The following is a 26,957-nucleotide window of genomic DNA, read 5'->3' as shown; positions in this document are numbered from 1 at the left end:
CGACGCGTTCGGCCGGAATGGCAATGGGGTCTTGTTTGCCCCCATTGATCTGCTCGGCTGGTGAGATATGCGGGCTAATCCGCCGCGATTCAACACACTGTTCCCGGACTACTTCGCGCCTTGGTCGCCATGCACGTATGTGTGTTCAGAGTGAGTGCGGACGTTTATCCCCCCGGCACGCATGGGCGCCGTCAAGCGCTTGTGCCCTGAGCGCACCTCGCTCAGACCCATTCCGCCTGTTTCACCATTACCGAACACCCATCGATAAGAGCATTGAGGCAGCGCGGTAGTGCGTACCATGCGTGTCGCTGCGGAGCACGCTAGCGCGATCGTCCAGCGCGCCCGACGCGCGATCCGGTGGACAGGCGCGTGTGCCGACGCAGCGGCTGCCGCATGCCGGCCAGCGCCCACCATCCTCCGGGCCAATCCTCCCGAGCAGTCCACCCGAACAATCCGCCGCATGCCTCGATACCCGACTGCCAAGCGAATGGCCGCCTGGGTCTTGCCCCCTATGCCCGCCGCGCCGAGCCCCCTTCGATGCGGTGCCGCTGCCGGCACCGCGCGCCGCCGTCCCGCACTGTCCTGTCGGGGCGACGACGAACAGCCCATCCCATAGGAGAACCGTTATGTCCCCGAGCCCCGAGTCAACCGCCCGCCGCGTCGGCGGGCGAACCGTCGCGCTGCTGAGTGCCGTGCTGCCGCTGCTTGGCGCCGGGGCGGCCGGCGCCGGCAGTCTGGATGCCCCGGCGGCACCGGATGCCGCCGGCAGTGCCATGTATACCCTGGAGGATGTTTACAACCGGCTGGATGCCAATACCCAGGCGACCCGACGCAGCGGCGCCTTTGTGGAGCCAGCCGCCGGCCCCGCCCCAACCGGGCATACGCTGAACGAGGTCTACGCCAAGGCCATCCCGACTCAGGTGCCCAAGACCGGGCAGACCGCGTTCTACGAGACAGGCGATGATGGCGACCTCGAGAAGGGCGTCGCCTGGCCCAGCCCGCGCTTCACCGACAACAGCGATGGCACCGTCACCGACAACCTCACCGGGCTGATCTGGCTGCAGGATGCCAATTGCTTCAGATCTCGGCTTTGGTCCGATGCCTTGACCAGGGCCAACGCACTGTATGACGGCTGTACCGATTGCGGCGGGACCGACGGCGACTGCGGTCTCGGTGATAGCTCGGCTGCCGGCGACTGGCGCCTACCCAACATCAAGGAGCTGCAAAGCCTGGTCGATTTTGGCCAATACGATCCAGCGCTGCCGTCCGGGCATCCGTTCTCCGGCGTGCTGTCGAGCTACAACTGGTCGTCCACCTCCTACGCGGACTACACCAGCCGCGCCTGGTACCTGAACCTCTACAGCGGCTACGTGAACTTCGGCGATAAGTCGCTCGCCTACGACGTCTGGCCGGTGCGAGGCGGACAATAGAGGCTTTTATTCTTTACATCGGCCAACTGGCCAGAGCGGGGCATTCGGTGGCGGTTGCCTTGCAGGATGCCGACAAGCAGCGCCAGCTCGCCGAGATCATCCGCGTGCAGCACGAAGACCTCGGCGCGGCGCGCCGAGCTCGAGCAGCTCAAGGTGCTGGTGCACCCGGGTCACCAATCCGGCGGCTTCGCCACCACCCGCGGTTATCTCTACGTGAGCGAGCAGCTGGTGGGGATCGCCAAACAGAACGAAGGCTGACTGCGCAGCGCCATCGATATGTGGTCGATCTCATGGATGGCCACGTCTGCCAATTTTGATCTCAGGTCTGCAATCATGAACAAGCGCCACCGGCATACCCGAATCCATATCCGCGGCCGCTGTCTCGCGAGCCCGCTGACGCTGCTGCTCTGTCTGCTGTTTGTGTCGACGCCGGCTTGGTCGATGCAGATCTTCGTCCGGACGCTTACGGGCAAGCACCTCACCCTGGAGGTTGAGCCATCGGACAGCATCGAGAACGTCAAGCAAAAGATCCAGGACAAGGAGGGTATCCCGCCCGATCAGCAGCGTCTCTCGTATGCGGGCAATGAGCTTGAGAACGGTAAGACGCTGGCGGATTACAACATCCAGAAGGACAGTACGCTGTACCTTCTGCTCAATTCGATCAATATCGACGATAGTCGGAGATGGGCCTGGAGCGAGAATACCGGCTGGCTCAACCACAAGCCAAGCATGGGCGGCGTCAGCGTCTATATCGACCATCTGGAGGGATACGTCTGGCACGAGAACCTCGGCTGGCTGCGCCTGGGCACCCACACCGACGGCGGGGCGCATACCTACCCCAATACTGCCGCGGACAGTTACGGCGTCAACCGCGATAGCGACACCGGCGCCCTGTCCGGCTACGCCTGGAGCGAGAACGCGGGCTGGATCAACTTCGGCGCCAGCAATGGCAACGCCGCCATCGACCTGGCCAGCGGTGACTTCAGCGGCTACGTCTGGGGCGAGAACATCGGCTGGATCAGCCTTAGCGGCACGGCCCGGAACGACGATACCTATGGCGTGAGCCTGGTCGCCGAGAACGGCGCCTGCGGTACCGCCAACGGCGTGGCCACCTTGCAGCCGCCCAGCGCCGAGCTCTGTGATGCCGGCATTGCCGGCGCGGTGACCACGGCCAATGGCAGCCACGCCTGGAGCTGCGCTGGCACCGGCGGTGGTAGCACCACTCAATGCAGTGCCCTCGGCGGCAATGGGGGTGGCGGTTCCGTCACCTTTGTCGCCACCGAGGGCGGTTGTACCGTCGAAAGCGTTAGCGTCGTGGCCCCGCCTGCGGGTGGGCCAACGGGGCTTTCCATGCCCTATGATGCCGTCGCTTTCAGCCTCAGCGGCTGCACCGGCGTTAGCGCCACCGTGGAGCTGACCTTCTCCGGTTCGGTCGAGGGGCAGGAGTATTGGAAATATATCAACGGTGTGTGGGTGCAGATGACCAGCGGTGTGACGCTCGCCGGGAACACCGCGACCCTGGTCATCGCGGATGATGGTCCTTACGATGCCAATTCGAACCCAGGTGAGATCGATGACCCGAGCGGCCCGGCGCAGCGGAATGGTCCGGGGCCGGGGCCAGTGCCGATTCCCACCCTCTCGGTCTGGGGCCTGGGCCTGCTGGCGGCTGTGCTGGGCCTGATGGGTGCCTGGCGGCAGCGGCGGCGCTGATCGCAGGTTGACGGGGGGTGGGCACGCTGCGCTTTACTCTCGCGATCATGGGGTGCGGCCGGTCGAAGTTGTTCATGACGTGCGCCAGGGTCGTGAGCGCTGCATCGGGGGTCTTGGCCTTCTCGGCGAACTTGGCGTATTAGACCGCGCGCACGAATCGACCGACCGAGGTGTTCGATGCCGGCAGTCCTGCTGTTGCGATCCCGGAATCCGGCTGTTTGAGGTGCAGGCCGCCGAGCTTCAGTTCCGATCGGTCGATGTTGCTCAGGAAGGTGTAGTTGTTGAGGTGCCAGGTGAATTCAGGTCCGTTGGTCATGACACCGAGCGGGTTGTCGTAGACCCGCTGCTTGCCGTCGGCGAACTCGATGACGATGGAGTTGCCCCTGGCGTCGTGCAGGGTGTAGTGGAAAGGCGACCTCAGCAGGTCCAGCGGAAGCAGCGTTGTGACCAGCACCGGCTGCGCTTCGAGCGCGGCCTTGACCTCGCCGACGGTCGCGAACTGCGACAGCACCCAGCTACCCAGGTCGATGGCCGACAAGACCTTCAGCGTCTTGTCCGACATGTCCTTGGGGCCTTGGGTGCTCGCGAAGGCCAGCAGACTGAAGCTCAATCCCTGATCGTTCAGGCCCTCGACCACCTTGTGATCCTTGGTGACGGGGTCGGGTGCCGTGATCGACACGAAGGCGTGCTTCGCCGTGTATTCCAGCGCCTCATGTTGGTCCGCCTGGGAGGAGAAGCTCGACCCCTTGGGGTAGAAGGCGACTTCGTAGGCCAGTTCGGTGGGCAACTCCATGGTCCTGCCCGCATAGGCGGCGCCCTTGTGATCGTCGCGAACCTGGGCCGCATTGCGCTAGGGGAGTCGCCCTAAGTCAAATATGGCTCGTCAGCGATGCGATGTCCGCACACCCACCAGGCGCGCAATGAAGACGGCGATAAACATCGGGCCGACAACGGATTCGATCATGGTCAGGGATTGCGCCGGGGGTGTCGCGGGTGTGATGTCACCGAACCCCAGGGTCGACAAGGTCACGAAGCTGAAGTAGATCAGCTGACTTTGCAGCTCGATGGTGCCTTGGGGTGGGGCACTGGCGAAGGCGAAGGAGCCGGGTGCGAGCATCTCCAGCAGGATGAAGATGAGCGCGAAGGCATAACCGAGGAGGACGTAGACGCAGATGCCGCCGTAGACGGTGTCGTTGGTCGGTGACCCGCGGCGCTGGATGTAGAGGAACAGGGCGCCGGCATTGAAGACGGTGAACAGGAGCGAGAACGAGATCGAGATCGGCGCCAGCGCCGATGCCTGCAGCCAGAAGAAGGTCCAGCGGGTCGCCAGCGCCGGTACCAGCACAACGCAGCCGATCAGCAGCAGCATGCGGTTGTGGTACATCGAGGCCAGTCCGGCGAGCAGAACCGCCGACGCGGCGAGGTTGCCCAGCAGCTCGCCGATGGCCGTGGTGGCAAAACCGCTGGCGCCACCCAGCACCAGCAGGCTCAGCAGCAGGATGGAGAAACGAATCGGGCGCTCGGTGGGGTGTGTGGCGAGCGCATCGCAGGCGCTCGGATCGTCGGCCGGTAACCGCGCCAGCGCCACGATGATGATCACCAGGATGAACAGCGCTGCGGCGATCAGAAAGCCGGCCAGGCTCATGGCGACTCCTCCTCGCGATACAGGCGCAACAGCAGGCGCTCATCCCGCGCCAACCCCTCCGCGATCGGCCCGCTGGTATCGAGACAGTGGAAGACCAGCCGACCTTCGGCATCCGTCCCGGCCGCGATCGCCCCCGGCGTCGCACTGCTGAAGGTCTGCAGGATCGCACGCTGATGCGCGCGGCGGAGGCTGGTCGTAAAGACGATGTAACCAGGTCGCAGCGGCAGACGTGGATCGAGGGCGCGCCGAGCCACATCGATTCCACCGATCACCGATTGCACCAAAAAACGCCCAATCAACGCCATGAGCGCGACGAGACGCCATTGCCGCGAGCCCGGCGGCAGCACCCACAGACTGATCCATGTCGCCATGGCGGTGGCGATGACGGCGAAGGCTAGATCAGCGGCGAGTTGGGCGCTGCCCCCTGCCTCGAACTCCGCGACGGAGCCCGTGGTCAGTGCGCCGACGCTGCCCCCCGGCAGCGCCCGCGGCGCACCCAGATCCGGCGCCGACAGCAGCAACCAGATGACCAGGAAGAAGAGCGCTCGCAGCAGCACGGTGCCCAGCCAGCGTCCGCGCCCCAGCGCCTCGGCATGCGTCGTTCGGCCAGCCGAGGTCCGCGCCATGTCACCAGCGGCGGCTAGCACAGGCTTCCGCCCAGCCAATTCCCCGCGAGCGCGGACCGCTAGGATCACCGGCACCAGAATCGAGGCGACGATGCCTGCCGCAAAGCCATTGTTGTAGAGATTCAGCCCGCCGTGCACCACGCCCACGCTCAGCGCCGCCGAGGAGTGCACGAAGCCGGCAACGATCCCCCAGCGCCAACCGAAATAACCGGCAATCGGCGCCAGATTGGTGCCGAACAGCGCCGCGAGTTGGACCGATGGGTCGGCCACCCCCCAGGGCTTGGCCAGTGATCCGAGGAAGACGCCGGCGATGATCGGAAGGATATTGCGCGGATGCTTACCGACGGCGGCAAAGCCGACGATCGAGAACAGCGCGCCGATCGTCGGCCCGTTCAGATCGCCGCCAATGGCGAGGAGATAGACCAGCCCAACAGCGCCGCTCAGGCCCATGTTGATCAGGGTCGCGCCCAGTCCCGCGCTGGCCAGGAAATCGCTCGGCGCCTGCCCGGACGCACGCATCAACCGCCAGAATCGCGCGAAGGCACGCCGATCGATCGCCAGGCCGAGCAGCACCATCGACAGCAGTAGCCCGCCGACGAAGGAGCCCAGCAGCGCATTATTGCCGCTGGTCCAGATGAACACCGGATCGGCGACGAAGCCATAGGAGGCATAGATCGCCACCACCAGGGTGCCGACCAGGCCCGCGGTGAAGCCCATGTTGTAGAGTGCAAAGCCGTCGTGGGCGCGAAACAGCTGCGCCGCGGCCGCCGGCAGGATGAATCCGATCAGCAAGCCGGTGACCACAGCCAACGGCAGGCTGATGCTGAACGGCAGCGTGGTGCTGAACAGGATCTCGCTGACGATCGGCGACAAGGCGATACCGAAGAAGGCGGTGTTGATGTGGGTCGCGAACGGTTGGCCGCGCCAGCGCGCATGCAGCGCGACGCCGGCGATGATGAACCAGACGTTGAGCAGGTTCTTACCGAACAGCCCGAAGCCGAGCACCAGGAACAGCGCGGCGATGGCGGTGCCCGTCATCGGTACGCGATTCAGTGCGTAGACCAGGCAAGCCGCCAGCGTCAACAGACCAGTGCTGACCAAGGCCGCGCCGATGCCACCAACGCCCATGTAGTCGGTCAGCAACGTATCGCGGGAGATGAGGATCGACCCTAGACCGCGCAGGACGTCGGTCGGGGTATCGATCAGCAGCCCGAACAGCACGAAGGCCAGGGCGTAACCCGCCACGATGAGCAAGACGACCCGATCCGCGGGCGCGACGGGCGATTCGGTTGCCGAAGGTAAGACGTGGTCGGTTCCCATCGAATGGCTCGTGACGAAAACGCTCTGATAACGATTGACGACGTGGCCACAGCGGACCGCGGTGCAAGCGGTGCGGCGGCAACCCCGATCCTGAACAGTGATTGAACGCGAGGCCTGGGAACATCCGGTCCCTGCCTATCTGGTGGCAAACTTCACCCATGAACAGCAAAACCAACCCTTGGCTTGCGCCAGCGCTCTGCATCTGCCTGCTGTGCCTCGCCGCCATTGCTCCGCTGGCGCAGGCTCAGGACCATATCACCGAGCGCGCATTGTTCGAGGACACCAGCGGTCAGCTCGGTTTTGCTGCCGCCCGCGACCGGGAGTACCGGGCGTTCACCGGTCTGTTGAGCCGGGGCTTCAGTCGTTCCGCCTTCTGGATTCGGTTGCGTATCGAGCCGGGCGCGCCCACCCCTGAGGGACGGCTGATCGTGCGGGTACGTCCCGGCTATCTGGACCAGATCAGCCTCCACGATCCAGGCTTTCAGCTCGACGGTCCCGTCACCAGCGGCGACCGCTACCCGATTGATCGGGACGCCTACCGCTCGCTCTACTTCAACTTCGCCATCCCGCAGGGGGCAGCGCCGCGCGACATCTGGCTGCGACTCAAGACCACCAGCACCAACCTGATGCATGTCGAGGTACTGAGCCCGCACCAGGCGCTGCAGCGTGATCGCGTGCATGAGTTGACCTTCGCCCCTGTTCTGACACTGCAGCTGTTCTTTCTCCTCTGGGGCCTGCTGCATTGGCTCCAGGGAAGAGAAACCTTGCTCGGCGCCTTTGTGCTCAAACAGTCGCTGGGGTTGCTCTACGCCCTGGCCTACTTGGGCTACTTCAGGCTGTTCTGGCCCGACTGGCTGTGGCCGCTGTCGCCGAGCCTGCTGCTGACGATCCTGATCGTGCTCTTCGCGGCCTCGGCTTACTACTTCGATTATCGGCTACTACGGGAATTCCGACCGAATCCCTGGTTGCTGGGACTGTTCCGAATGATCCTGCCGCTGTTTGCCGTGGCGCTGTTGCTGGTGGCGCTGGGCGATGTGGGCAAGGCGTTGACGCTGACAAACGCCCTGGTGTTGGTCTTACCGCTGCACTCGCTGGCGACCGCGATCAGCATCCCGGCTCGTGATCCACAACCGAGAGATGAGCCGACGCTGGTCCCGAAACCTTATGTCGTGACCCTCTACGTGCTGATCGTGATCAGCCTCTCGATCTCCACCTTCCCGGCCATGGGGCTGGTGCCCGCGGGAGACTGGAGCTTCAATGGCTTCCTGTTCTATACCCTGTGGACCGGGCTCGCTGTCGTGATCTTGCTGCAGATTCGTGCCCAGCGCCTGGCCAGGCGCCGTGTCGAACTGGAGATGGCCTATCGCAAGGCGCAACAGCACTCCGAGCTCGAAACAGCGAAGCGTCAGGAAATGGGGCGCTTCCTCGCCATGGTGACGCATGAATTGAAGACGCCCTTGGCCATCGTGCGTATGGTCTTGGGAGCCGCGCACCGAACGCCGACCTTGAGCATGCAGGCGGATCAGGCGATCGATGACATGGCCACCGTCATCGAACGTTGCGCCCTGGCTGATCGGCTCGACAACAGCCTGCTCAAACCCCAGGTGACCGAGTGCGATGTCGAGGCTCAGGTGCGTGAATTGGTCGAGCATCGCCCCATGCCCGAACGCTTCGAGCTCACTGGCGCGGCAGCCCGCATCCACACCGACAGCGCCCTGCTGCGGATCATCATCACCAACCTGCTCGACAATGCCATCAAATACAGCCCGCCACAGAGTCCCATCAGCCTGCGCCTGGAGCCTGCTGCCCGGCATGGCATCGACGGCATCGCCCTGGAGGTGGCTAACCGACCCGGCAAGTCCGGCCGTCCCGACCCTGACCGAGTATTCCACCGCTACTACCGGCACGCGAAGGCACACAATGTCACCGGCTCGGGATTGGGCCTGTTTCTCTGCAGAGGCATGGCACGTCTGATCGAGGGTGACATCGACTATTGCCCGACCCCGACGCATATCCGGTTCAGACTATGGCTACCTCGCTCCATATCGCGCTAGTCGAAGACCACGACGCCCTGCGCCTGGTCACCGCCGACATCCTGGCCCAGGCCGGCCACCGGGTCACCGCCCTCGGCTGTGCCGAAGAGCTCGATGAGCTGGCCTTCGCCGACGGCGTCATCGACCTCTTCATTCTCGATCTCAATCTGCCCGGGGAAGACGGCATCAGCCTCTCCCAGCGGCTGCGCCAGACCCACCCCAGCGTTGGCATCATCATGCTCACCGCGCGCAACGCGGACGAACAGATGGCCCAGGGCTACGCCAGCGGCGCGGACATCTACCTGGCCAAGCCCCAGGCCCCGGAAACCCTGCTCGCCGCCGTCGCCTCCCTGGCGCGGCGTCTCAAGCCGACCCCGTTGCCCCATAGCGGCAGCATCGACACCGCCAGCTCCAGCCTGCATGGCCGCAAGGGCCAGGTCGCTTTGCATCCGATCGAGCTGACCCTGCTCACGGCCTTTCTCCGCGCCCCCGACCAGCGGCTGGACAACTGGCAGCTGGCCGAGATCATCAGCGGCAGCACCGAAGGCGCGAGCAAGGCCGCCATCGAGGTCCGCCTCAGCCGCCTGCGCAAAAAAATGCGTGACTGCGGCGCCGTCGAGGGTGCCGACGGCGGTATCCATGTCCTGCGCGGTCAGGGCTATCAACTCCACGCGGTGCTGAAGGTCAGCTGAGCGGCCAAGCCCTCCGTTTGGCCCAACGCGGCTGAAAGCCTATGAAAGCCTTTGAAAGCGTTTCCCTCCATGAGCGCCTAGTATCAGGTGCCTAACCCAGGCGCATGACTGCGTCAATCCCATCCTCAGGAGGGCGCTCCGTGACCGAACACACTATTTCCTCCGGGATCGACCTTATCGATACTTCGGTCGCTGATGAGCCAACCCTGATCGACGATGGCCAAGACAGCATTCAACCCATCGCCGACTGGGCGGCCAATCACAGTGGCGACGACGCGCTGCCGGTTACCCAATGCGCAATCGCGCTCGCGACGGTGGTCGTAACTGCTTTGCTATTCATCCCGGTAGCGGCGCGCGCGGCCTGCAGTCAAGACAAGGGTCCCTATACCTGTTCCGGCAACGACATCCCGGTCGTGGATATTGGTGCGTCAAATGACCGTACCGCCATTCTGTACGAGAAGGTGACGGGCAATTTTGGTCCAAGCGCTTCGAGCAAGGACATCTTCGCGCTCCACTTCTGGGACTACGCAGCCGATGGAAAAGACGCGACCAAAGACGACCATGAGGACGGCCAGGACGGCGGGGACGGATATACCCCCTACACTCTGACCGTGAACATGCATTTCGACAAGGGCTTCGGGCTCGACAGCGCCACGGGCGGAATCTGGGTCGAGGGCGACGGTGGCTGGGGCGGTGACGGCAATGAGGACAGCACCTTCTTCGATGACAACCTTGGTGGCAAGGGTGGTCAGGGTGGCAATGGCGGCAAGATCACGATCACGGCCAACGCCGACAACGGCGGTGCGACCCCATACCCGATCACCACCCAGGATGGGGTGGGGATCATCGTGCAAAGCCAAGGTGGGTGGGGTGGTGATGGCGGCAAGGGCACCGTCCAGGGCGGTCCTCGTGATGGCTACGGCGGTGCTGGCGGAGCCGCCGGTCACGGTGGCGATGTCACCCTGACCTTGGAGGATGGCCATTCGGTGAAGCTCACCAATACCAACGGCAGCTATTACGGAACCGACTTGTTCGGCAACGACTACTACAACTTCGCCGGCATCTCACTCTACAGCACCGGCGGGGATGGAGGGACGGGCGGGGAAGGACTGTCCATCTATTCCGGCTATGGCGGATCCGGCGGCGCCGGTGGCAACGGCGGTCAGGTGACGCTGACCGCCGACAGCCCGTCCAATACCATTATCACCGCAGGCGCGGCAGGGCATGGCATCGTCGCCATCAGCGAGGCCGGGGACGGCGGCAGCGGCGGCGAAGGGAACGGTCCGGACAAGGCCGTCGGCGGCAATGGCGGCGCGGGTGGTAGCGGGGGCCGGGTCGCTGTGCATTATGCGGGCGACATCACGACCTCCGGAAAACAAGCGCAGGGCATCCTCATCCAGAGCCTCGGTGGTGCCAGTGGCGCCGGTGGCGATGGCGATAGCTGGTTCGATGGCAACGGCGGCCTTTCCAAGACGCCTGGGCCGGGTGGCGTGGCCACGGTCACCTACGAGAACGGCACGATTTCCACGACAGGGGCCGAAGCCAGTGGAATCCTGGTGGAGAGCGTCGGCGGTTTTTCCGGTGGCTCCGGCGGCGCGAGCGGCTTTGTCGCCTTTGGCGGCAGCGCGGAGAGCGCGGGTGATGGCGGGGTCGTTCAGGCCACGCTGCGAGACGCGACCGTAACAACGGCGGGTCATTATTCCGCCGGGCTGGTCACGCTGTCGGTGGGCGGTGGCGGCGGCGTCGCCGGACCGGACGACGGTGTCGTCGCCCTCGGCTCCACGGGCGGCGCGGGTGGCACGGGTGGTGACGTCAGCGTCACGCTGACGGACACCAACGCCATCACCACCAACGGCGTGGACGCACCGGGCATCTTTGCGCTGAGCCTCGGCGGTGGTGGCGGCATCAGCGGCGGGAGCAATGGCGCGGTTGCGCTGGGCGGCCAGGGCGGTACGGGCGGCGATGGTGGGACGGCCACCTTCTCCGTCAACGGCGACACGACCGTGACCACGCAGGACGCATACTCCGTTGGCGTCATGGTCTCGAGCATCGGCGGTGGCGGCGGCAAGGCCAGCTCGCCCAAGGGGGCCGTGGCGCTTGGGGCCACCGGTGGCGATGGTGGCGAGGGTTCCGATGCGACCCTCGACTTGCAGAGTGGCGTGCTCGAAGTCACAACGCACGGTCACAAGGCCGAGGGGGTTCTGCTCTCCTCCATCGGCGGTGGCGGCGGACATGGCGGGAGTTCGTTCGCATTGGAAGTGGGTATAGATCTGCCCGTCCACGGGGCATCCGGCGGCGCTGGCGGAGATGGCGGTGACGTCAGGGTTCAAACCGAAGGCGGCAGCGTCGATCTCGAGACCCGGGGCTACAAGACCAACGGCTTTATTGCGCAATCGGTGGGTGGCGGTGGAGGTACGAGTGGCAACACCGTCACCGTCGGCATCGGCATGACCTTCAACTCGCAGATCGGCGCCAGTCACTCAGCGATCGGGGGCCATGGCGGGACCGTCACCATCGGCGACCAGGATACCGTCGGCCTGACTGGATCGGTGACCACCCATGGCGATGCCATGTCCTCCGCCATCCTTGTGCAGTCGGTCGGTGGCGGCGGCGGTTCGGCTGGCAACGACATCCAGGCAAATGTCGGCTTGGAGTTCGATCATGACATGGGCACGGATGGGGGCATCGGCGGGGACGGTGGACAGGTCACGGTCAATTCCAGGACGGATGCCACCACCTATGGCCATCACTCCGACGGCATGCTGGTGCAGTCGGTCGGTGGCGGCGGCGGCCAGGCGAGCAATGTCGTGGATGCCGATGTCGACGTCGATCTCAGCACGTACGAGGGCAACCAGGGATCGAGCGGGGGGACGGGCGGTGCTGGCGGAGATGTCTGGGTCCAGTCCGACAGCACGGTCGTGACCCACGGCATCCATTCGCTGGGGATCGTGGCCCAATCGCTCGGTGGTGGTGGCGGCAAGGGGGGGAGTACGATCGACGCGGGCGTCACCGCGGGGCTTGGGGTCACGCTCGGCTCGTCCGGCGGTGCCGGTGGCGACTCTGGGACCGTGGATCTCACCACCGCCGGCAGCGTGACGACGCAGGGTATGCTCTCGACCGGCATTCTGGCCCAGAGCGTCGCCGGTGGCGGTGGCATCTCCGGCACCACCGTCAACGGTAATGTCGGCGTCAACCTGAACTACACCCATGGGGGCGACGGTGGCGCAGGCGGTACGGCCTCGGACGTCAAGCTGACCAACAGCGCATCCGTGCAAACCGCTGGCGTCTTGGCAAACGGTGTCATGGCGCAGAGCATTGGCGGTGGCGGCGGCTCCGGCGGCGTGACGGCCACGGGGTCAATGGGCATCTTTGGCGATGTTAACGTCACGCATGGCGGGAACGGGGGTGCCGGCGGCCATGCCGGCACGGTGTCGGTGACCAATACCGGCGCCATCACCGCAACAGGCGACCTGTCCGACGGCCTCTTTGCCCAGTCCCTGGGTGGTCATGGCGGCGCGGGCGGCATCACCGGCAGCGGCACCGGTGCCGCCGGACCGATGTCGGGTGCGGTCGGCGTCACTGTCGGCGGCGCCGGCGGCCATGGCGGCACGGCGGATACCGTCGACGTGACCAACTCCGGCCAGATCACGACGCACGGCTACTCGTCGACGGGGATCACCGCGCAGTCGATCGGCGGCAGCGGGGGCGCCGGCGGCGTGGTCATCGCGGGAACGGTCTCTGCGAGCTCCGAGGGGAGCGGGTCGGTCAGCGTCGGCGTGGGCGGCGATGGCGGCGCTGGTGGTACCGCGGAGAAGGTCACGGCGACCAATGACAGTGGTGGACTCATCACCACCACCGGACACCTGTCCTATGGCATCTTCGCGCAATCGGTCGGCGGCAACGGTGGCAAGGGCGGCGGCAGCTATGTCGCCTCGTTCTCGGCCGGTAGCGGGCCAAGCGCGGGTGCCTCGGTCGCGGTCGGTGGCGCTGGCGGCGACGGGTCGATTGGGGGCGACGTCGAGGTCGACAACCAGGGCAAGGTGCAGACATCGGGCGGCAACGCGCATGGTCTGTACGCCCAGTCGATCGGCGGCAATGGCGGCGTCGGTGCCTACGGCTTCGCCTTCGCGGGCGACTTCGACTGGAAGCCTGACAATGCCCTCCAACTCAACGCCAGCGTGGCCGTGGGCGGTTCGGGTGGCACCGCGGCGCATGCCGGCCAGGTGACCGTGACCAACAGCGGCGACATCACCACGCAGACCGAGACCGCCTACGGCATCTATGCCCAGTCGGTCGGCGGTGGCGGTGGCGACGGGGGCCAGGCCGGCTCGCACACCTTCGGTTACACCAAGGCGCAGAACAAGACAGATACGAAAAAGAGCTATTCTCTGGAATTCGACATGGGCGGCGACTCCGGCGCCGGAGGCGATGGCAACGCGGTGTCGGTGACCCATTCAGCGGGCACCATCACCACGACCGGCCATGCGTCCTATGCGATCTTCGCCCAATCGGTCGGTGGCGGTGGCGGCAACTCCGGCAATGGCGCGCCCGGACTCACCGGCTGGGTCGCGGATACCTACGACACCTTCGAGATCCTGGACGACATGTACGATACCTACAAGGAGGTGAAGGGCTTCCCCAAGACTGAGCTGGACTTCGAGATCAGCATCGGCGGCAAGGGTGGGGCCGCGGGCAACGGCGGCCAGGTCACGGTGGAAAACGACGCCACGCTGATCACGCTTGCCGATAGCGCCACGGCCATCTACGCCCAATCCGTGGGTGGTGGCGGTGGCAGCGGTGGCGATGGCAGCCAGGGGCTGCTGACCTCGATCACCGTCGCGGGGCGTGGCTCGGGGGGCGGCAACGGCGGCGATGTGACCGTCACCAACAGCGGCAGCATCAAGACCGCGGGCTCCGGAGCCATGGGCATCTATGCCCAGTCGGTGGGCGGTGGCGGTGGTACGGCCGGTGATATCGAGGGAAACCTCGTCAACACCATTGCCAATTTTTACGAGACCTTGGGGGCGTCGATCGCTCATGAGGACGACGGTGCCGATGGTGGCGACGGCGGCGACATCAATATCGACATCACGAGCAGCGGCTTCATTCACACGACGGGCGAGAACGCCCACGGGATCGCGGCGCAGTCGGTTGGTGGTGGTGGCGGCGCTGCCGGCACCATTGGGCCGACAGGACAGGTTAAAAGCTACATCGGCAGCGCCGGAGGTGATGGCGACGGAGGCTATGTCGATATCACCGTCGATGGCTCGATCCACGTCGAGGGCGACGGCGCGCATGGCGTCTTCGCGCAGAGCGCGTCGGGCGGCGATAGCTATGCCGGCGGGTTGAAGATTCGCATCAGCGGCTCGGTGACGGCCGATGGTGAGAACGCTCGGGCGATCCTCGCCCAATCCTCGGAAACCGGCACCGATGATCCGGATGGCAACCAGGCCACGAATGACCAGTGCGCGGACGCCAGCTGCCGAGGCACCACGCAAATCTACGTCGAGAAGGGCGGACTGGTCCAGACGACGAGCACGTCCTCCTACGAGACGATCACTGTGCTGGGCGGGCGGTCTACCTATAACAAAGACGGATCGATCAACTATTCCAACATGATCGAGAACCAGGGTACGATCCAAAGCGCCAATGCGGACTCGGTGGTCATTGCCAACGACAACAAGGGGGCACTCAGGATCCGCAACATGAGCGGAGGCATCATCTCGGGCTCATTGCAACTCGATGATGCCAACCGGACCTCGTTCTGGAGCCAGCAGGGCGCAACTTTCAACGCGGGCACGAGCGTCTATCTGGGCGAGCTCGGCCACTATACCGGCGACAACGGCAGCATCATGTCGCCCCATGGTCAAGGCACGGTCGGCACGAGTACGGTCAGCTTTGGCGGAACCTACACCGAGGCCGGAACGCTCTGGATCGATCTCCAGCAGAATACGGATGGGAGCCTGTCGAACGACCAGGTCGTCCTGGATGGAATGAATCAGGAGGGAGGTGTCAAGCTGACCGGGGAGGTCAAGCCCGTTCTGGTGGGGGGCACGACCTTTTCCAGCGGGGACAAAGGCCAGTTCAAGTTTGCTTCACTGAAGGGTGGAGCCACCTTACATAATTTGAGCGCGACGGCGGTCAGCACCCCAGCCGTCACCTATACGCTTTATCACGACGACGATTACGACAATCTCTACATCAAGTACAAGATTGACTATTCCGGCCGCGCCGCGGGGGCCGACCTGGAAGACAACGAGCTCAGCTACGCCAACTATCTGAGCCGCGCACTGGCAGCCATTGAGGCAGACGAGAGGAGCACGGCCGCGGAGCAGGGCACTGCGGCAACGGCCCGCACAGACAGCGCAACCGCCAATGCTGTGAATGCGGTGGCAACGGCCGAGGCGGCTATGGACACCGACGATACGGAAGACGCCTTGTCAATGCTGGCGACCACCATCCTCAACACCACCTCGACCGATGAGCTTGAAGCCCTCTACGATCACCAGACCCCGGATGAGCATCTGATCGGGGCGTCGCGCGCATTCTCGGTCTCGTATCGGCTCAATCAGCTAATGCAGGGCTGTCCGACCATGGACCCGGCGGCGGGTGTCGACGTCCTACGCCAGAGCAACTGCGCTTGGGCGCAGGTGCTCGGCTCGCGCCTGCAGCAGGACGAGGCCGACGAGAGCCCGGAGTTCTCCGAAACCGCCTGGGGCCTGGCGCTGGGCGCGCAGCATGAGATCGCACCCGATACCTTCCTGGGCGTTACCGGCCTGTTCGAGACGCTGTCCATCGATGGCAGCAATTTTTCGCAGGACGGCGAGCGCTATTCGCTGGGCTTGGCGCTGAAGCGCGAGATCGGACGTTACACCCTGTCGGCATCGCTAGGCGCCGGGATGTATGCGCTCGATTATGACCGCGCCTACCGCTTCGCCAATCGGTGGCAGCAGGCCAATTCCGAGATCGATGGGCGCTTCCTCGGCGCCGAGCTGCGCGCGTCGGCCCTGTACTTGGGCGAGCGCGGCTATTACACCAAGCCCTCAGCCGCATTGGCCTATACCCGGGTCTGGCAGGATGGCTTCAGCGAAAGCGGGAACGGCCCGCTCAATTGGCAGGTGGACTCGGTCAACGATGGCTGGCTTGCACTGACCCCGATGATCGAACTGGGTCGGGCCTTTACGGCCAATGACCAGGCCATGCGGGCCTTCCTGCGCGCAGGCGTCACCGCGGTACTCAATGATCCCAGCGTGCACGGGCGCTCCAAGCTCAAAGACGCCGATATCGCGCTCGGCACGCTCAACCACAGCATGACCGTCGACCGCTACCGCGGTGATCTCATCGCTGGATTCCAGGCGCAGCTGAAGGACAACCTCTCGGTCTCGTTACAGGCCCAGACCGCCCTGTCTCAAAACAGCAACGACTACGGCGGTTCCGCACAACTCGAACTGCGGTTCTGAGATCAATCAAGGCAATCTCCAGGCACCGCGCCTTGACCAACAACCTGGTCGGCAACGAGCGCCGACTGACCAACGCGTACCAGCTGTTCACGTGCATCCAAGAACAGCCTCATGAAACTGGAAACGGAGAAGAGATTGATCAAATCGATTTTTGCACGCATCACCGGGGCCGCCATCATCAGCGCAACCCTGAGCGGCCCACAGGCACTTGCCTGCACCGGCGGCGCGCTCACCGCCAAAGATGGCGGAGTGGTCGTCGGGCGCACACTCGAGTTCGGCACATCCCTCAACTCCCAGCTCGCCGTCTGGCCAAAGGGCTCCGCGTTCACCGGCACCACCGAGACCGGCAGCAACGGACTGAGTTACACATCAACCTATGGCTTCATCGGCGCCACGGTCGATACCAACTACGACATGATCGTCGACGGCCTGAACGAGAAGGGGCTCAACGCGGCCCTGTTCTACTTCCCCGGCTATGCCGAGTATGCCGAGGTCACGCCGCAGAACAGCGCCAAGGGACTCTCGCCCGCTCAGGTGGTGACCTGGCTGCTGGCCAGCTTCGACTCCGTCGAGGCAGTCAAGGAGCACATCGATCAGATCGCCGTGCTGCCGGTCAAGCTCGACCTCCTCGGTGCGGTTCCCGATGTGCACTACAAGGTTCAGGACGCCTCAGGCCAGGCGATCACGATCGAGCCCGTTGGTGGCGCGCTGAAGGTGTATGACAACCCGGTTCGCGTGCTCACCAACGCGCCCGGTTTCGAGTGGCATCTGAGCAATCTGAACAACTACGTCAACCTCACCGCCGACTACCCAAAGTCGGAGACGCTTGGCGATCTCGAGCTGCAGCCGTTCGGCGTGGGTGCTGGAGCCCTTGGCCTGCCCGGCGATTTCACGCCGCCGTCACGCTTCGTGCGCATGGTCTTCTTCACCCAGAACATTCCGGAGCAGCCGACGACCGACGCGGCGGTCTCGACCCTGTTTCATCTCCTGAACAACTTCGATATCCCCTTCGGCTCCAATGCCTCACCACCCGGCACCGCCGAGACCGAGCCCGAGATCACCACCTGGACCGCCGTCAGCGACCTGCAGAAACTGCATTACCATTGGAAGACCTATGGCCATCAGAGCGTGCTCGTGGTCGACCTCCATGAGGCCCTGAAGCAGGCCGGCGGCAAGCTGCTCACCCGCGAGATGGGTCCGCAGGACACCAGCGCGGTGTCTCACTCCACCCCGGTCGGCATGAAGTAGTCGGCACCGGACAGCGTCCGACCATCAGTTCGCGGTGGCCAGGAAGGTGTTGACGACCTCCGCCATTTGCGTCGGGAACTGATACATCATGCCATGACCGCCGTCGCGGAAACGCACCAGCCAGGAGGCGCGAATCTGTCGCGCCAAGGTGAGCGCGTTGCCCGGCGGCACCACCTCATCCTCGGTGCCGGCCATGATCAGGGTCGGTGTGCGAATGGACAGGAGCTGTTGGTCGATTCCGGGCCAGTTGGCAACCGCTGCGTTTTGCTTGGCGCGGACCTCTGGGCTGATGGTTTCGGTCACTGGCGGGAAATAGGTCGACGGGTCCGGGTGGGCTTGTCGCCAGCGCTCGGGGATCAGCAGGCTGAACATCCGTTGCGCCTTCTGCTCGGGCGTGCCGGAGGTATCAGCGAAGCGCTGCTGCACCGCGGCGCTGCGCTTGATCTCGGCCGCACCACCGGGCGCACAGCCATAGAGCACGAGCGTGTTGATCAGCGCGGGCTGGTCGATGGTGAGCTGGGCTGCGATGCGTGAGCCCATGGAGAACCCGAGCAGGTCGGTCTTTTCATAGCCCATGGCGCGGATGAAGCCGGCCGTGTCCTTGGCAAACTGCTCGATACTGAAGGGCTTGCTGCCACTGGTGGTCAGTCCCGCGCCGCGGTTGTCAAAGAGATAGACCTTGCGCCCTTGCGCGAGCCCCTGGATAAAAAGCGGGCTCCACAGGTCCATGGTGTCGCCGTTGCCGGTGATGGCAAACAGCGGCTCACCTTGACCGAGGCTTTTATAGGCGATATCGATGTCGCCGACGGTGACATGCTGCACGGGTGCAGCCTGCATCTGCTTGAGCGCGGCCTTGAAGGCGGCTTCATCAATAGACTGGGCCTGTGCCAGCAGGGGGAGCAACAGGACGGAGAGGAGGAGCGTGAGGGTCTTCATTGTGAGTGCCTGTGGGGCAAAGTGTACTGAGCGATTCAACGCAGCCAGTGCGATAAACGCATTATCCTTGGATCACAGCGCTCTCGTTCTGTCCGCAAAACGCGCGGCTGAAAGCATCGTCGATCGCGTCCGGAATGCGGACGTTCATAGTCGCCATGGGCTGCACCGGTTGTTGACATCATCAACGAGCCTAGGCGCAAGCGCGTTGCCTCGCAAGCCTGTTGCTGGCACGGATAGCTGGGTAGGATCACCACGCGACTGGCCTGGGATCAAAGGCGAAAGACAAGACCCTGCGGACCCTGATTCCTGTATAGGCGGAACACCAGCCGGAGGAAGCCTCAGTGACGGGCGAGCCAGGCCTCGAGGTCGGCGGGACTGGTGAAATCCAGCAGGTCTTCGCCCAGGGTCTCGATCTGCTCCACCGGGAGCGATTGGATGTGCTCGCGTTGATGGTCCGCGACCCTGCCAAGCCGGCGCTTGAGCAGGCGAAGGACCAGCGTGGTCTCACGCTCAAGGCCCTGTTCAAGGCCCTGCTGGTGCCCCAGCTGGCGACCTTGTTCGGTAAATCTGGCAGCAAATCCGGTCATCGTGGTGGCCTCTTGCGGATAGCGCTGGCGGTAGGCTTCCCATTCATTCTCGTCCAGCATGGCATAGATGTCGATGAAATCGGCGTATTTGAGTCGCCGCTCGGGGTCCGGTTCCAGCTCGGTCAGACCGCGGGTCGCAGCAGCGATGACCTCGAACTTCTCCTCGGGCGCGAAGGCCATGGTCGGCAGCGCCAGGCGGGCGACGAGGTTGTCGCTGTCCAGATACTCCCGCGCCCGTAGCCGGAACAATGCTGTGTGCAGGTAGCTGAACTGGAGGTAGCCGCGCTGCTCGCTGCCCAGTTCGAGCCGCTCCGGGTAGTCGCCCGGATGCAGGAAGATCACCACCGGCACGACTCGATCCGTGCCGTAGAGTTCGGCCAGGTCCAGGCAGTAATGCGCCAGGCGGTGGATGGAAAAGCGCTTGGGGTCGGTTTCCTCTTCCAGCACGAACAGCAGCGCAGCGCGCCGCCCGTCCGGCCACTCCACCAGCAGCGGCACGTCGAGCTCGCGGAAGCGCTCGCCGAGGCGCTCTTTCAGTTGCTCCTCGCGGATTGGCAGGATCCTGGCGCCGACATCGATGGCTTGCGCCTCGGCGGCGGCGAACAGGGCCAGGGCCTCGCGCGGATAGTCGAGGATCAGGTTCTTGAAGTTCTGGTCATGATCCATCGCTTGGCTGATTCAGCTCCTGGGTGCCGTGGCCGCTATGGTGGTGTCGGAACAGGTCGGGCGCCACGCCGACCGTAAGGGCCTGTTCGTTCTCGCCCAGTCAGGGCAGGCCATCGAGATCCGCAGCGAAGCGCGCTTTTAGCCCCGGACCTGGTAAGCGCAGGTTCCTGCCAGCGCGCGTGGGAACGCGACAGCTTCAGTTCAACGGTGCTGGATCGCAAGACCCTTCGTCCCGTGGGAGGATCCGGAACAGCCGGTCCACCGCCGCCTGCAGCGAGGTCCGCTCGCCCGAGGCGATTTCCACCTCGAAGATCCCGCTCAAGGGGCTGTCGATCGCCCTCAACTGCGCGCGCGTGTAGCGGCCCTCGTCGATCAGGTGATAGCAACGCTTGAGCCCCGCCCCTGATCGGGTATAGTGAAGCGCCCGCCGTCACGTCGCGTTTCTCGCGCACCCACGCCCATGACCACCGACCTCCACGACGACCTGCTCGACCCGAAAAACGACTACGTCTTCAAGCGCCTGTTCGGCGAGGCGCCGGACCTGCTGGTGGCGTTGATCAATGACCTGCGCCCGGACCTGCCCGAGATCCAGTCGGTGGAGGTGCTCAATCCCGACATCCGCCCCGAGGAACTGCGCGGCAAATACATCATCCTGGATGTGCTCGCCCGTGATGCCGCCGGCCACGGCTACAACGTCGAGATCCAGGTACGCCGCTACGGCGCCTGGCACCAGCGCGGGTTGTTCTATCTGGCACGGATGCTGAGCCAGCAGCTGGAGGCGGGTGAAGACTACACCGCCCTGCGCGCGGCGGTCGGCATCCACCTGCTGGACTTCGACCTGTTCGACCACGGTCCGGCGCAGCAGGCACAAGCCGTCTGGCGTTTCGAGATGCGCGATGAACGCCAGCCCGCCGTCACACTCGGGAACGTCCTACAATTGAACCTGATCGAACTGAAGAAGGCCGACCGGCTTGGGCTGGGTCTGGTGCTGGAAGCAGGAGCCCCTGCGGCAAGGACGCAGGCGTCAGCGCCCAAGCTGCAGCCGAGCGCAGATCAGCCGCCAGCCCCGGCATCTGCCCCGGCCTCGCGTCAGACCCGACTCGGCGCCTGGATAACCTTTTTCGAGCATTGGCAGGAGGAACAGACGATGGCACAGGTCGAGCATGCCCCGATCCAGCAGGCGCTGAACCGAGTGCGCGAGTTGAGCGCGGACGAAGAGGCCCGGCGCCTGGCCTTCGTGCGGGAACGGGCCCTGCATGATGAGGCGACCCTGTTGAAGGAGGCGCGCGAGGAAGGGCGCGAGGAAGGCGAGCGGATTGGATTGCAGAGAGGCGAGCAACTCGGACTCCAGAAAGGCGAGCAGATTGGACTCCAGAAGGGCGAGCAGCAAGGCCGTCGGGAAGCAGCCAGGGAGACGGCTCGTAACCTCATCGCCCTGGGCGTGCTGAGTGATGCGCAGATCGCCCAAGCGACCTGCTTGAGCATCGAACAGGTGGCGGCCTTGCGCGCAGCCGAGCGGCCTTGAGGTGGGCTTGTTACCAGGGAGCAGGCGCTGGCGCTGCGCGAGGGGCCGCACTTGCCTCTCCGTCAATTCGGCCACCCCTCCTCGTCATTCCGGCAGGATGCCGGAATCCAAGGCAGGGATAGCAACGTTGCGGTCACCACCCACGCTGGAGTGAAGCACAAGCCCACCCTCCCTGGTCTGGGTCCCGGCTTCCCGGCCGGGACGACTGACCAGGATAATCTTCAAGCGGCTGTTCGGCGAGGCGCCTGACCAGCATCGATTGCCAGCGCCCAAGCAGAGCATCATCCAGCGGCGCTGCCCAGTGCTTGCGCACGTCCACCATCAGCGCCGCTGCGCCCGCCGCCCATTCTTTAAGCTCAAGACCCGTTGAGCCCCCGCACCCCAGGGCAAAAGGCAAGACCCGACCGTATGCCGTAACAGGCTGATTAGCTAGCGGGTTTAAGTCCCGCCGATGGAGTTGCTCGTACACCATTGTAGTGCCCCGGAGCGGCGTTTGGGTAACCAAGGGTCGTGAGTTCCGAGGGTGCAAAACCGCAGGCCGCAGCGCAAGCGAACCTAGATGTAGCCTCGTCACTTACTCGAAGAAGCCGACCCTGTGGTCAGAAGGGGAAGGCCGCCGCCGGTGGGAAGAGACAACGAGAGCGTCCCATCGATTCTTCCGGGGTAGCAGGGGTGGCATGTGATGGAAGCCAATCAGTCCCAGTGCGGGAGACCCGTGGCGGTGGCGGCCCAGAGCCGTCAACCGCGTCGTATAAGGCGAGTTCGAAGTCGACGCGGGTCATCACGGGAGTCGGAGGGGCTCATAGTACCGTTCGAGGGCCTGGGACAACACAACCCGGCCCGAGGAAAGGAGCCCTACTTTGTGCATGCAACCAACGCGCGGAGGATCAGGAGATTGCGGCTATGTCGCTAACAACTCCCATATCGATCAGGACGTTGCAGCGGAAGCTCTACGCCAAGGCCAAGCAAGAGCCGGCGTTTCGCTCGCAGCCTTGTACGACAAACTCTCTCGGGCGGACATTCTGAGTCATGCTTATGAGCGCGTCCGTGCCAATCGCGGGGCCCCGGGAATTGATGGTGTCACGTTCAAGGCCATCGAGGCAGGAATCGGAAAAGACGCCTACTTGGCACAACTGCGTGAGGAACTGGAGCAGAAGACGTACTGCGCGGATGGCGTGCGTCGGGTCTGGATACCCAAGCCGGATGGCAGCGAGCGCCCATTAGGGATACCCACGATCCGGGATCGGATCGTACAGATGGCGTTCAAGCTGGTGGTGGAGCCGATCTTCGAGGCGGACTTCTGCGAGCATTCGTATGGATTCCGTCCGCAACGCTCGGCCCATGATGCAATCGATGCGATTGCCGAGGCCTTCTTCCGGGGGCAAACCCAGGTCATCGATGCGGATCTGTCGAAATACTTCGACACCATTCCCCATGCCAAGCTCATGGCCGTCATCGCCGAGCGCGTTGTCGACGGCCCCGTTCTGGGGCTCGTCAAGCAATGGCTGAAGGCTCCGGTCATCGAGGAAGATGAGCAAGGCAAGCGCCGCCCGACGGGCGGGAAAGGGAATCGACGGGGAACCCCGCAGGGCGGCGTCGCGTCGCCACTGCTGGCAAACGTGTATCTGCATCTCTTGGACCGGATCTGGGTACGGCACGACTTGGAGCGTCGACTCGGCGCACGGCTGGTGCGGTATGCCGACGATGCGGTGATCCTGTGTCGCTACGGTACCGAGAAGCCCATGGCCGTCTTCACGGCGGTCCTGGAGAAGCTGGACCTCACGCTCAACGTGCAGAAGACCCGTGTGGTCGATGCGCGCGCGGACGGGTTCGATTTTCTAGGGTTTCGGATTGCCTGGCGAACGAGTCGCCGCAGCGGCAAGGGTTATCCGCACGTGGAGCCATCGCGACGGGCCGAGCAACGCATCAAGGACTTGGTCACGGAACTGACCACTCGCCGCCGCACCCCGGTGGCCCTCACGGACATGATCGGTAGCGTCAATCGAGCCCTCCGGGGCTGGTCAGGCTACTTCCACTACCGCAACTGCTCGACGGTTCTCGGTCGGGTCAAGACGCATGCCGAGGAGCGGGTGCGCACGCAATTGCGTCGTCGCCACAAGCTCCGGAGCCGGGCGCAAGGATATGCGCGGTTTCCCAATGCGCATCTATACGACCATGTTGGACTGTTCAAGGTACCCACCACCGCAGGCTGGACCTCGGCGCATGTCTCGGCGTGAAGCACATCGTAAATCCGTGTACGGGAGAACCGTATGCACGGTTTGATGAGGGAGGGCTGGCTACTGCGACCAGGGTTCGGCTAGTGAGGCACCGCCAAACGAAAGGGGCGGCAACAGATAGGCCGGATCTACCGTCGCGGGACGCCTGCTCTCTACTCTACCTTCGTCCCTCTTTCGATGGCATAAGCTGGCGCTCGACCATCATCGAGCAGCGGGATCGTCTGGCAAAATGGCTCGCAAAGTCACCAGGCCCTCAGGGCCAAACTGAGCGCCATCGTCGACGAGGCCTATCCCGACGCCACCAGGTTCGCCTCTTAGGAGTGCGTCTTGCCAATCGGGTCCTTTCCGCGCAGCTGTCCCTATTGCGAGCAGCAATTGCTCGATGACGATTTTTTTTCCAGGCGATCACTTACGCCACGGCTCATCTGCGCCGTGTTGCTGCCCGGCTGCCATAGCCTGACTGAATGAACCGCAGAGGTGCATTTACCGCAGAGGCGCAAGGGCGCAGAGTCAACAACGAGCAATTGAATCTGAGGTGTTTCCTCTGCGCTTCTTTGCTCTGTGTCCTCCGCGCCTCTGCGGTTATCTGCTTCGGCTGCGGCTGGCGGCTGATCACCGCTTCTTCGGTGGCAGCAGGTCGGTGATGGAGCCATGGGCCATCTCGGCGGCGAAGCAGATGGTCTCGTTCAGTGTCGGGTGCGGGTGGATGGTCATGCCGATGTCCTCCATGTCGGCGCCCATCTCCAGCGCCAGCACGGTCTCGCCGATGAGCTCGCCGGCGTTCGGGCCGACGATGCCGGCGCCCAGGATGCGCTTGGTCTCGGGGTCGAACAGCAGCTTGGTCAGGCCTTCGTCGCGGTGGATTCCCAGCGCGCGGCCGCTTGCGGCCCAGGGGAAGACGCCCTTCTCGTAGGCAATGCCCTCGGCCTTGGCCTCGGTCTCGGTCAGCCCCATCCAGGCGACCTCGGGGTCGGTATAGGCCACGGAGGGAATGGTCAGCGGATCGAACAGGGCCGGCTCGCCGGCGATGACCTCGGCGGCCACCTTGCCCTCGTGGGTGGCCTTGTGCGCCAGCATGGGGCCGCCCACCACGTCGCCGATGGCAAAGATGTTGGGCACGTTGGTGCGCATGTGCTGATCCACCGGGATGAAGCCGTGCGCGTCCACCTTGACGCCGGCGGCCTCGGCATTGAGCAGCTTGCCGTTGGGGCGGCGACCGATGCTGACCAGCACCTTGTCGTAGCTGGCCTCGCCGGCGTGCTTGCCGTCGAAGACCACCTTGATGCCGTCGGAAGCGGCCTGCATGCTGGCGACCTTGGTCTGCAGCATGATGCGCTCGTAGCGCTTCTTGATCACCTTCTCCAGCGCCCGCACCAGGTCCAGGTCGGCGCCGGGCATGAGCTGGTTCTGCAGTTCCACCACGTCGATGCGGGCACCCAGGGCGGCGTAGACGCTGGCCATCTCCAGGCCGATGATGCCGCCGCCGACCACCAGCATGCGCTCGGGGATGCCCTCGATCTGCAGGGCGTCGGTGGAGTCCATGACGCGCGGATCATCGTGCGGAAAGCCGGGGATCTTCACCGGCGAAGAGCCCACGGCGATGATGCAGTGATCGAAGGTGACAGAGACCTTGCCATCGCGGGCATCGACGCCGAGCCGATTCGGCGCCTCGAAGCGGCCGGTGCCCTGGATGACTTCGACCTTGCGTTGTTTGGCCAGCCCGGCGAGCCCGGTGGTGAGCTTCTTCACCACCTTGTCCTTGCCGGCGCGCATTGTGTCCAGATCGATCTCGGGTGGGGCGAAGGTCACGCCCATGCCGCCCAGGGTCTTGGCCTCTTCGATGATGGCCGCTGTGTGCAGCAGGGCCTTGGAGGGAATGCAGCCGACATTGAGACAGACACCGCCAAGGGACGGGTAGCGTTCGATCAGGACCACACGCAGCCCAAGGTCCGCGGCGCGGAAGGCCGCCGTGTAGCCGCCCGGACCGCCACCAAGGACGACCACCTGGGCGTTGATGTCTTTTTCTGGAGCAGTGTCGCTCATCTTGACTCCCTATCGAATAGCTGGCTGTAGGTGGATCGGCTGCACGCGGATGGCGGCTGTTGGGCTGACGATTGTCGTGTGTCGGGTCGCGTTCGGGATTAATCAGGGGGTGACTTGGCCCAATAGGGCACTGACGCGCTCTCGGAGATCTGGTCGCGCAGCAGCCGATGCATGTCGGGATCGGTATCGTGGAATGGGTTCACGATGCGCACGCCTTCAATGATCTGCCTCGCGTTAAGATCCTCGGACAGCAGCAACTCGGCGCCGCCCTGGGCGGCAGAGGCTAGAATGAGCCCGTCCCAGAAAGAGAGCTGGTGGCGCTCCTGCACCTCGGACGCGAGCATGATCGTCTCACACGTGCACGGCTCCAACTGCCAGGCGCAGTAAGCCTTGAGAATGCCTCGCGTCTGGCTTGCCGTGAGTGGCTGCGGGATCTTGCGGGTGACATTGACGTAGAACTCCTGAAGCACCTGAGCGCTCAGGATGGCGCCTCCCTGTTGCCAGAGCGAACGCAGCAGAAGAGCGGCCGTATGATGCTTATCGGCGGCTGCCCTGTCGTAGGCGTAGATAAGGATGTTGGTGTCAACGAAGGGCTTCACGATCATGCAACTCGGCACGAGCGGCAGGCCGACCGCCAAGGTCAAAGCCCTGTTCCAGATCTGCCAGGGCAATCCGTTTGGCGGCTTCGTAGTGCTCGTTGCGCTCGACGATGCGGGCCAGCTCCTCGCTCAGCATTCCGCTGATGGATGTGGAGCGGGATGCGGCAATGACCCGGAGCTTGCGCACCAGTGCCTTATCC

The 26,957-nt window shown here is 64.4% G+C and carries 17 protein-coding genes and 1 pseudogene; 9 read left to right on the top strand and 9 right to left on the bottom strand.

What is annotated here, in order from left to right; genetic code table 11:
- Positions 1–626: 626 nt before the first annotated feature.
- The 3 genes from F2Q65_RS10315 (at position 627) to F2Q65_RS10305 (ending at position 3,140) form a co-directional block, all read left to right on the top strand.
- Entirely contained in the window at positions 627–1,430 is an 804-nt protein-coding gene (locus tag F2Q65_RS10315; RefSeq protein ID WP_150093051.1) for an Lcl C-terminal domain-containing protein, read from the top strand.
- A 66-nt stretch (positions 1,431–1,496) separates the two neighbouring features.
- The gene (locus F2Q65_RS10310) at positions 1,497–1,688 is read left to right on the top strand and encodes a hypothetical protein (protein WP_150093049.1); all 192 of its coding nucleotides are present in this window, start codon (positions 1,497–1,499) and stop codon (positions 1,686–1,688) included.
- A gap of 75 nt (positions 1,689–1,763) precedes the next feature.
- Positions 1,764–3,140 (top strand): IPTL-CTERM sorting domain-containing protein, encoded by a 1,377-nt coding sequence (locus F2Q65_RS10305; protein ID WP_150093047.1) that lies wholly within the window; start codon positions 1,764–1,766, stop codon positions 3,138–3,140.
- Positions 3,141–3,279: 139 nt separating this feature from the next.
- Here F2Q65_RS10305 and F2Q65_RS10300 read toward each other — a convergent pair.
- The 3 genes and pseudogenes from F2Q65_RS10300 to F2Q65_RS10290 form a co-directional block, all read right to left on the bottom strand.
- Positions 3,280–3,957, bottom strand: a pseudogene (locus F2Q65_RS10300) (linear amide C-N hydrolase); the annotation flags it as partial.
- Between the two features lie 66 nt (positions 3,958–4,023).
- Positions 4,024–4,785: a potassium channel family protein gene (locus F2Q65_RS10295; RefSeq protein WP_150093045.1), complete on the bottom strand. Its 762-nt coding sequence runs from the start codon at positions 4,783–4,785 to the stop codon at positions 4,024–4,026.
- On the bottom strand, positions 4,782–6,731 hold the full coding sequence (locus F2Q65_RS10290; RefSeq protein ID WP_150093043.1) for a DUF1576 domain-containing protein: 1,950 nt from the start codon (positions 6,729–6,731) through the stop codon (positions 4,782–4,784). Before F2Q65_RS10290 ends, F2Q65_RS10295 begins: the two co-directional genes overlap by 4 nt.
- A 158-nt stretch (positions 6,732–6,889) precedes the next feature.
- Here F2Q65_RS10290 and F2Q65_RS10285 point away from each other — a divergent pair, with 158 nt between their 5' ends.
- From F2Q65_RS10285 to F2Q65_RS10270, 4 genes are all read left to right on the top strand, one after another.
- Positions 6,890–8,785: a sensor histidine kinase gene (locus F2Q65_RS10285; RefSeq protein ID WP_150093042.1), complete on the top strand. Its 1,896-nt coding sequence runs from the start codon at positions 6,890–6,892 to the stop codon at positions 8,783–8,785.
- Entirely contained in the window at positions 8,758–9,456 is a 699-nt protein-coding gene (locus F2Q65_RS10280) for a response regulator transcription factor (protein ID WP_150093040.1), read from the top strand. The genes F2Q65_RS10285 and F2Q65_RS10280 overlap by 28 nt, the downstream gene beginning before the upstream one ends.
- A 140-nt stretch (positions 9,457–9,596) precedes the next feature.
- Positions 9,597–16,916, top strand: a complete 7,320-nt coding sequence (locus F2Q65_RS10275) for an autotransporter outer membrane beta-barrel domain-containing protein (protein WP_150093038.1) — start codon at positions 9,597–9,599, stop codon at positions 16,914–16,916.
- A 111-nt stretch (positions 16,917–17,027) separates the two neighbouring features.
- Positions 17,028–18,164, top strand: a complete 1,137-nt coding sequence (locus tag F2Q65_RS10270; protein ID WP_150093036.1) for a linear amide C-N hydrolase — start codon at positions 17,028–17,030, stop codon at positions 18,162–18,164.
- 24 nt (positions 18,165–18,188) lie between these two features.
- Here F2Q65_RS10270 and F2Q65_RS10265 read toward each other — a convergent pair whose 3' ends face one another.
- The 3 genes from F2Q65_RS10265 to F2Q65_RS20195 form a co-directional block, all read right to left on the bottom strand.
- A complete protein-coding gene (locus F2Q65_RS10265; protein WP_150093034.1) occupies positions 18,189–19,100 on the bottom strand; it encodes an alpha/beta fold hydrolase in 912 nt (303 codons plus the stop codon).
- 338 nt (positions 19,101–19,438) lie between these two features.
- A complete protein-coding gene (locus F2Q65_RS10260; protein WP_150093032.1) occupies positions 19,439–20,353 on the bottom strand; it encodes a DUF4351 domain-containing protein in 915 nt (304 codons plus the stop codon).
- A gap of 196 nt (positions 20,354–20,549) precedes the next feature.
- Positions 20,550–20,675: a hypothetical protein gene (locus F2Q65_RS20195; protein ID WP_281291018.1), complete on the bottom strand. Its 126-nt coding sequence runs from the start codon at positions 20,673–20,675 to the stop codon at positions 20,550–20,552.
- Positions 20,676–20,813: 138 nt separating this feature from the next.
- Here F2Q65_RS20195 and F2Q65_RS19945 point away from each other — a divergent pair, with 138 nt between their 5' ends.
- Positions 20,814–21,878, top strand: a complete 1,065-nt coding sequence (locus tag F2Q65_RS19945; RefSeq protein ID WP_150093030.1) for an Rpn family recombination-promoting nuclease/putative transposase — start codon at positions 20,814–20,816, stop codon at positions 21,876–21,878.
- A gap of 866 nt (positions 21,879–22,744) precedes the next feature.
- Positions 22,745–24,115 carry a group II intron reverse transcriptase/maturase gene (gene ltrA / locus F2Q65_RS10245; protein WP_246156134.1) on the top strand — a complete coding sequence of 457 codons (1,371 nt, stop codon included), beginning with the start codon at positions 22,745–22,747 and terminating at the stop codon, positions 24,113–24,115.
- A gap of 612 nt (positions 24,116–24,727) precedes the next feature.
- Here the strand turns inward: ltrA and lpdA are convergent.
- The 3 genes from lpdA to F2Q65_RS10230 all read right to left on the bottom strand — a co-directional run bounded on the left by lpdA (position 24,728) and on the right by F2Q65_RS10230 (position 26,944).
- On the bottom strand, positions 24,728–26,158 hold the full coding sequence (gene lpdA, locus F2Q65_RS10240) for a dihydrolipoyl dehydrogenase (protein ID WP_150093028.1): 1,431 nt from the start codon (positions 26,156–26,158) through the stop codon (positions 24,728–24,730).
- Positions 26,159–26,256: 98 nt separating this feature from the next.
- Positions 26,257–26,763 carry a PIN domain-containing protein gene (locus tag F2Q65_RS10235; RefSeq protein WP_150093026.1) on the bottom strand — a complete coding sequence of 169 codons (507 nt, stop codon included), beginning with the start codon at positions 26,761–26,763 and terminating at the stop codon, positions 26,257–26,259.
- Complete coding sequence (locus F2Q65_RS10230) at positions 26,741–26,944, bottom strand: hypothetical protein (RefSeq protein WP_246156132.1); 204 nt, start codon at positions 26,942–26,944, stop codon at positions 26,741–26,743. The genes F2Q65_RS10235 and F2Q65_RS10230 overlap by 23 nt, the downstream gene beginning before the upstream one ends.
- Positions 26,945–26,957: the final 13 nt, after the last annotated feature.

Source organism: Thiohalocapsa marina (assembly GCF_008632335.1).
In the GTDB taxonomy this organism is placed as follows: domain Bacteria; phylum Pseudomonadota; class Gammaproteobacteria; order Chromatiales; family Chromatiaceae; genus Thiohalocapsa; species Thiohalocapsa marina.
Note: the sequence above shows the minus strand (reverse complement) of the source record. Positions and strands in the feature narration are given on the sequence as shown.

Bases quoted from the DNA above. Each gene is read 5' to 3' on its own strand.
- F2Q65_RS10315 (WP_150093051.1), top strand. From the start codon at position 627: ATGTCCCCGAGCCCCGAGTCAACCGCCCGCCGCGTCGGCGGGCGAACC.
- F2Q65_RS10310 (WP_150093049.1), top strand. From the start codon at position 1,497: ATGCCGACAAGCAGCGCCAGCTCGCCGAGATCATCCGCGTGCAGCACG.
- F2Q65_RS10305 (WP_150093047.1), top strand. From the start codon at position 1,764: ATGAACAAGCGCCACCGGCATACCCGAATCCATATCCGCGGCCGCTGT.
- F2Q65_RS10295 (WP_150093045.1), bottom strand. From the start codon at position 4,785: ATGAGCCTGGCCGGCTTTCTGATCGCCGCAGCGCTGTTCATCCTGGTG.
- F2Q65_RS10290 (WP_150093043.1), bottom strand. From the start codon at position 6,731: ATGGGAACCGACCACGTCTTACCTTCGGCAACCGAATCGCCCGTCGCG.
- F2Q65_RS10285 (WP_150093042.1), top strand. From the start codon at position 6,890: ATGAACAGCAAAACCAACCCTTGGCTTGCGCCAGCGCTCTGCATCTGC.
- F2Q65_RS10280 (WP_150093040.1), top strand. From the start codon at position 8,758: ATGGCTACCTCGCTCCATATCGCGCTAGTCGAAGACCACGACGCCCTG.
- F2Q65_RS10270 (WP_150093036.1), top strand. From the start codon at position 17,028: ATGAAACTGGAAACGGAGAAGAGATTGATCAAATCGATTTTTGCACGC.
- F2Q65_RS10265 (WP_150093034.1), bottom strand. From the start codon at position 19,100: ATGAAGACCCTCACGCTCCTCCTCTCCGTCCTGTTGCTCCCCCTGCTG.
- F2Q65_RS10260 (WP_150093032.1), bottom strand. From the start codon at position 20,353: ATGGATCATGACCAGAACTTCAAGAACCTGATCCTCGACTATCCGCGC.
- F2Q65_RS19945 (WP_150093030.1), top strand. From the start codon at position 20,814: ATGACCACCGACCTCCACGACGACCTGCTCGACCCGAAAAACGACTAC.
- ltrA (WP_246156134.1), top strand. From the start codon at position 22,745: ATGCAACCAACGCGCGGAGGATCAGGAGATTGCGGCTATGTCGCTAAC.
- lpdA (WP_150093028.1), bottom strand. From the start codon at position 26,158: ATGAGCGACACTGCTCCAGAAAAAGACATCAACGCCCAGGTGGTCGTC.
- F2Q65_RS10235 (WP_150093026.1), bottom strand. From the start codon at position 26,763: ATGATCGTGAAGCCCTTCGTTGACACCAACATCCTTATCTACGCCTAC.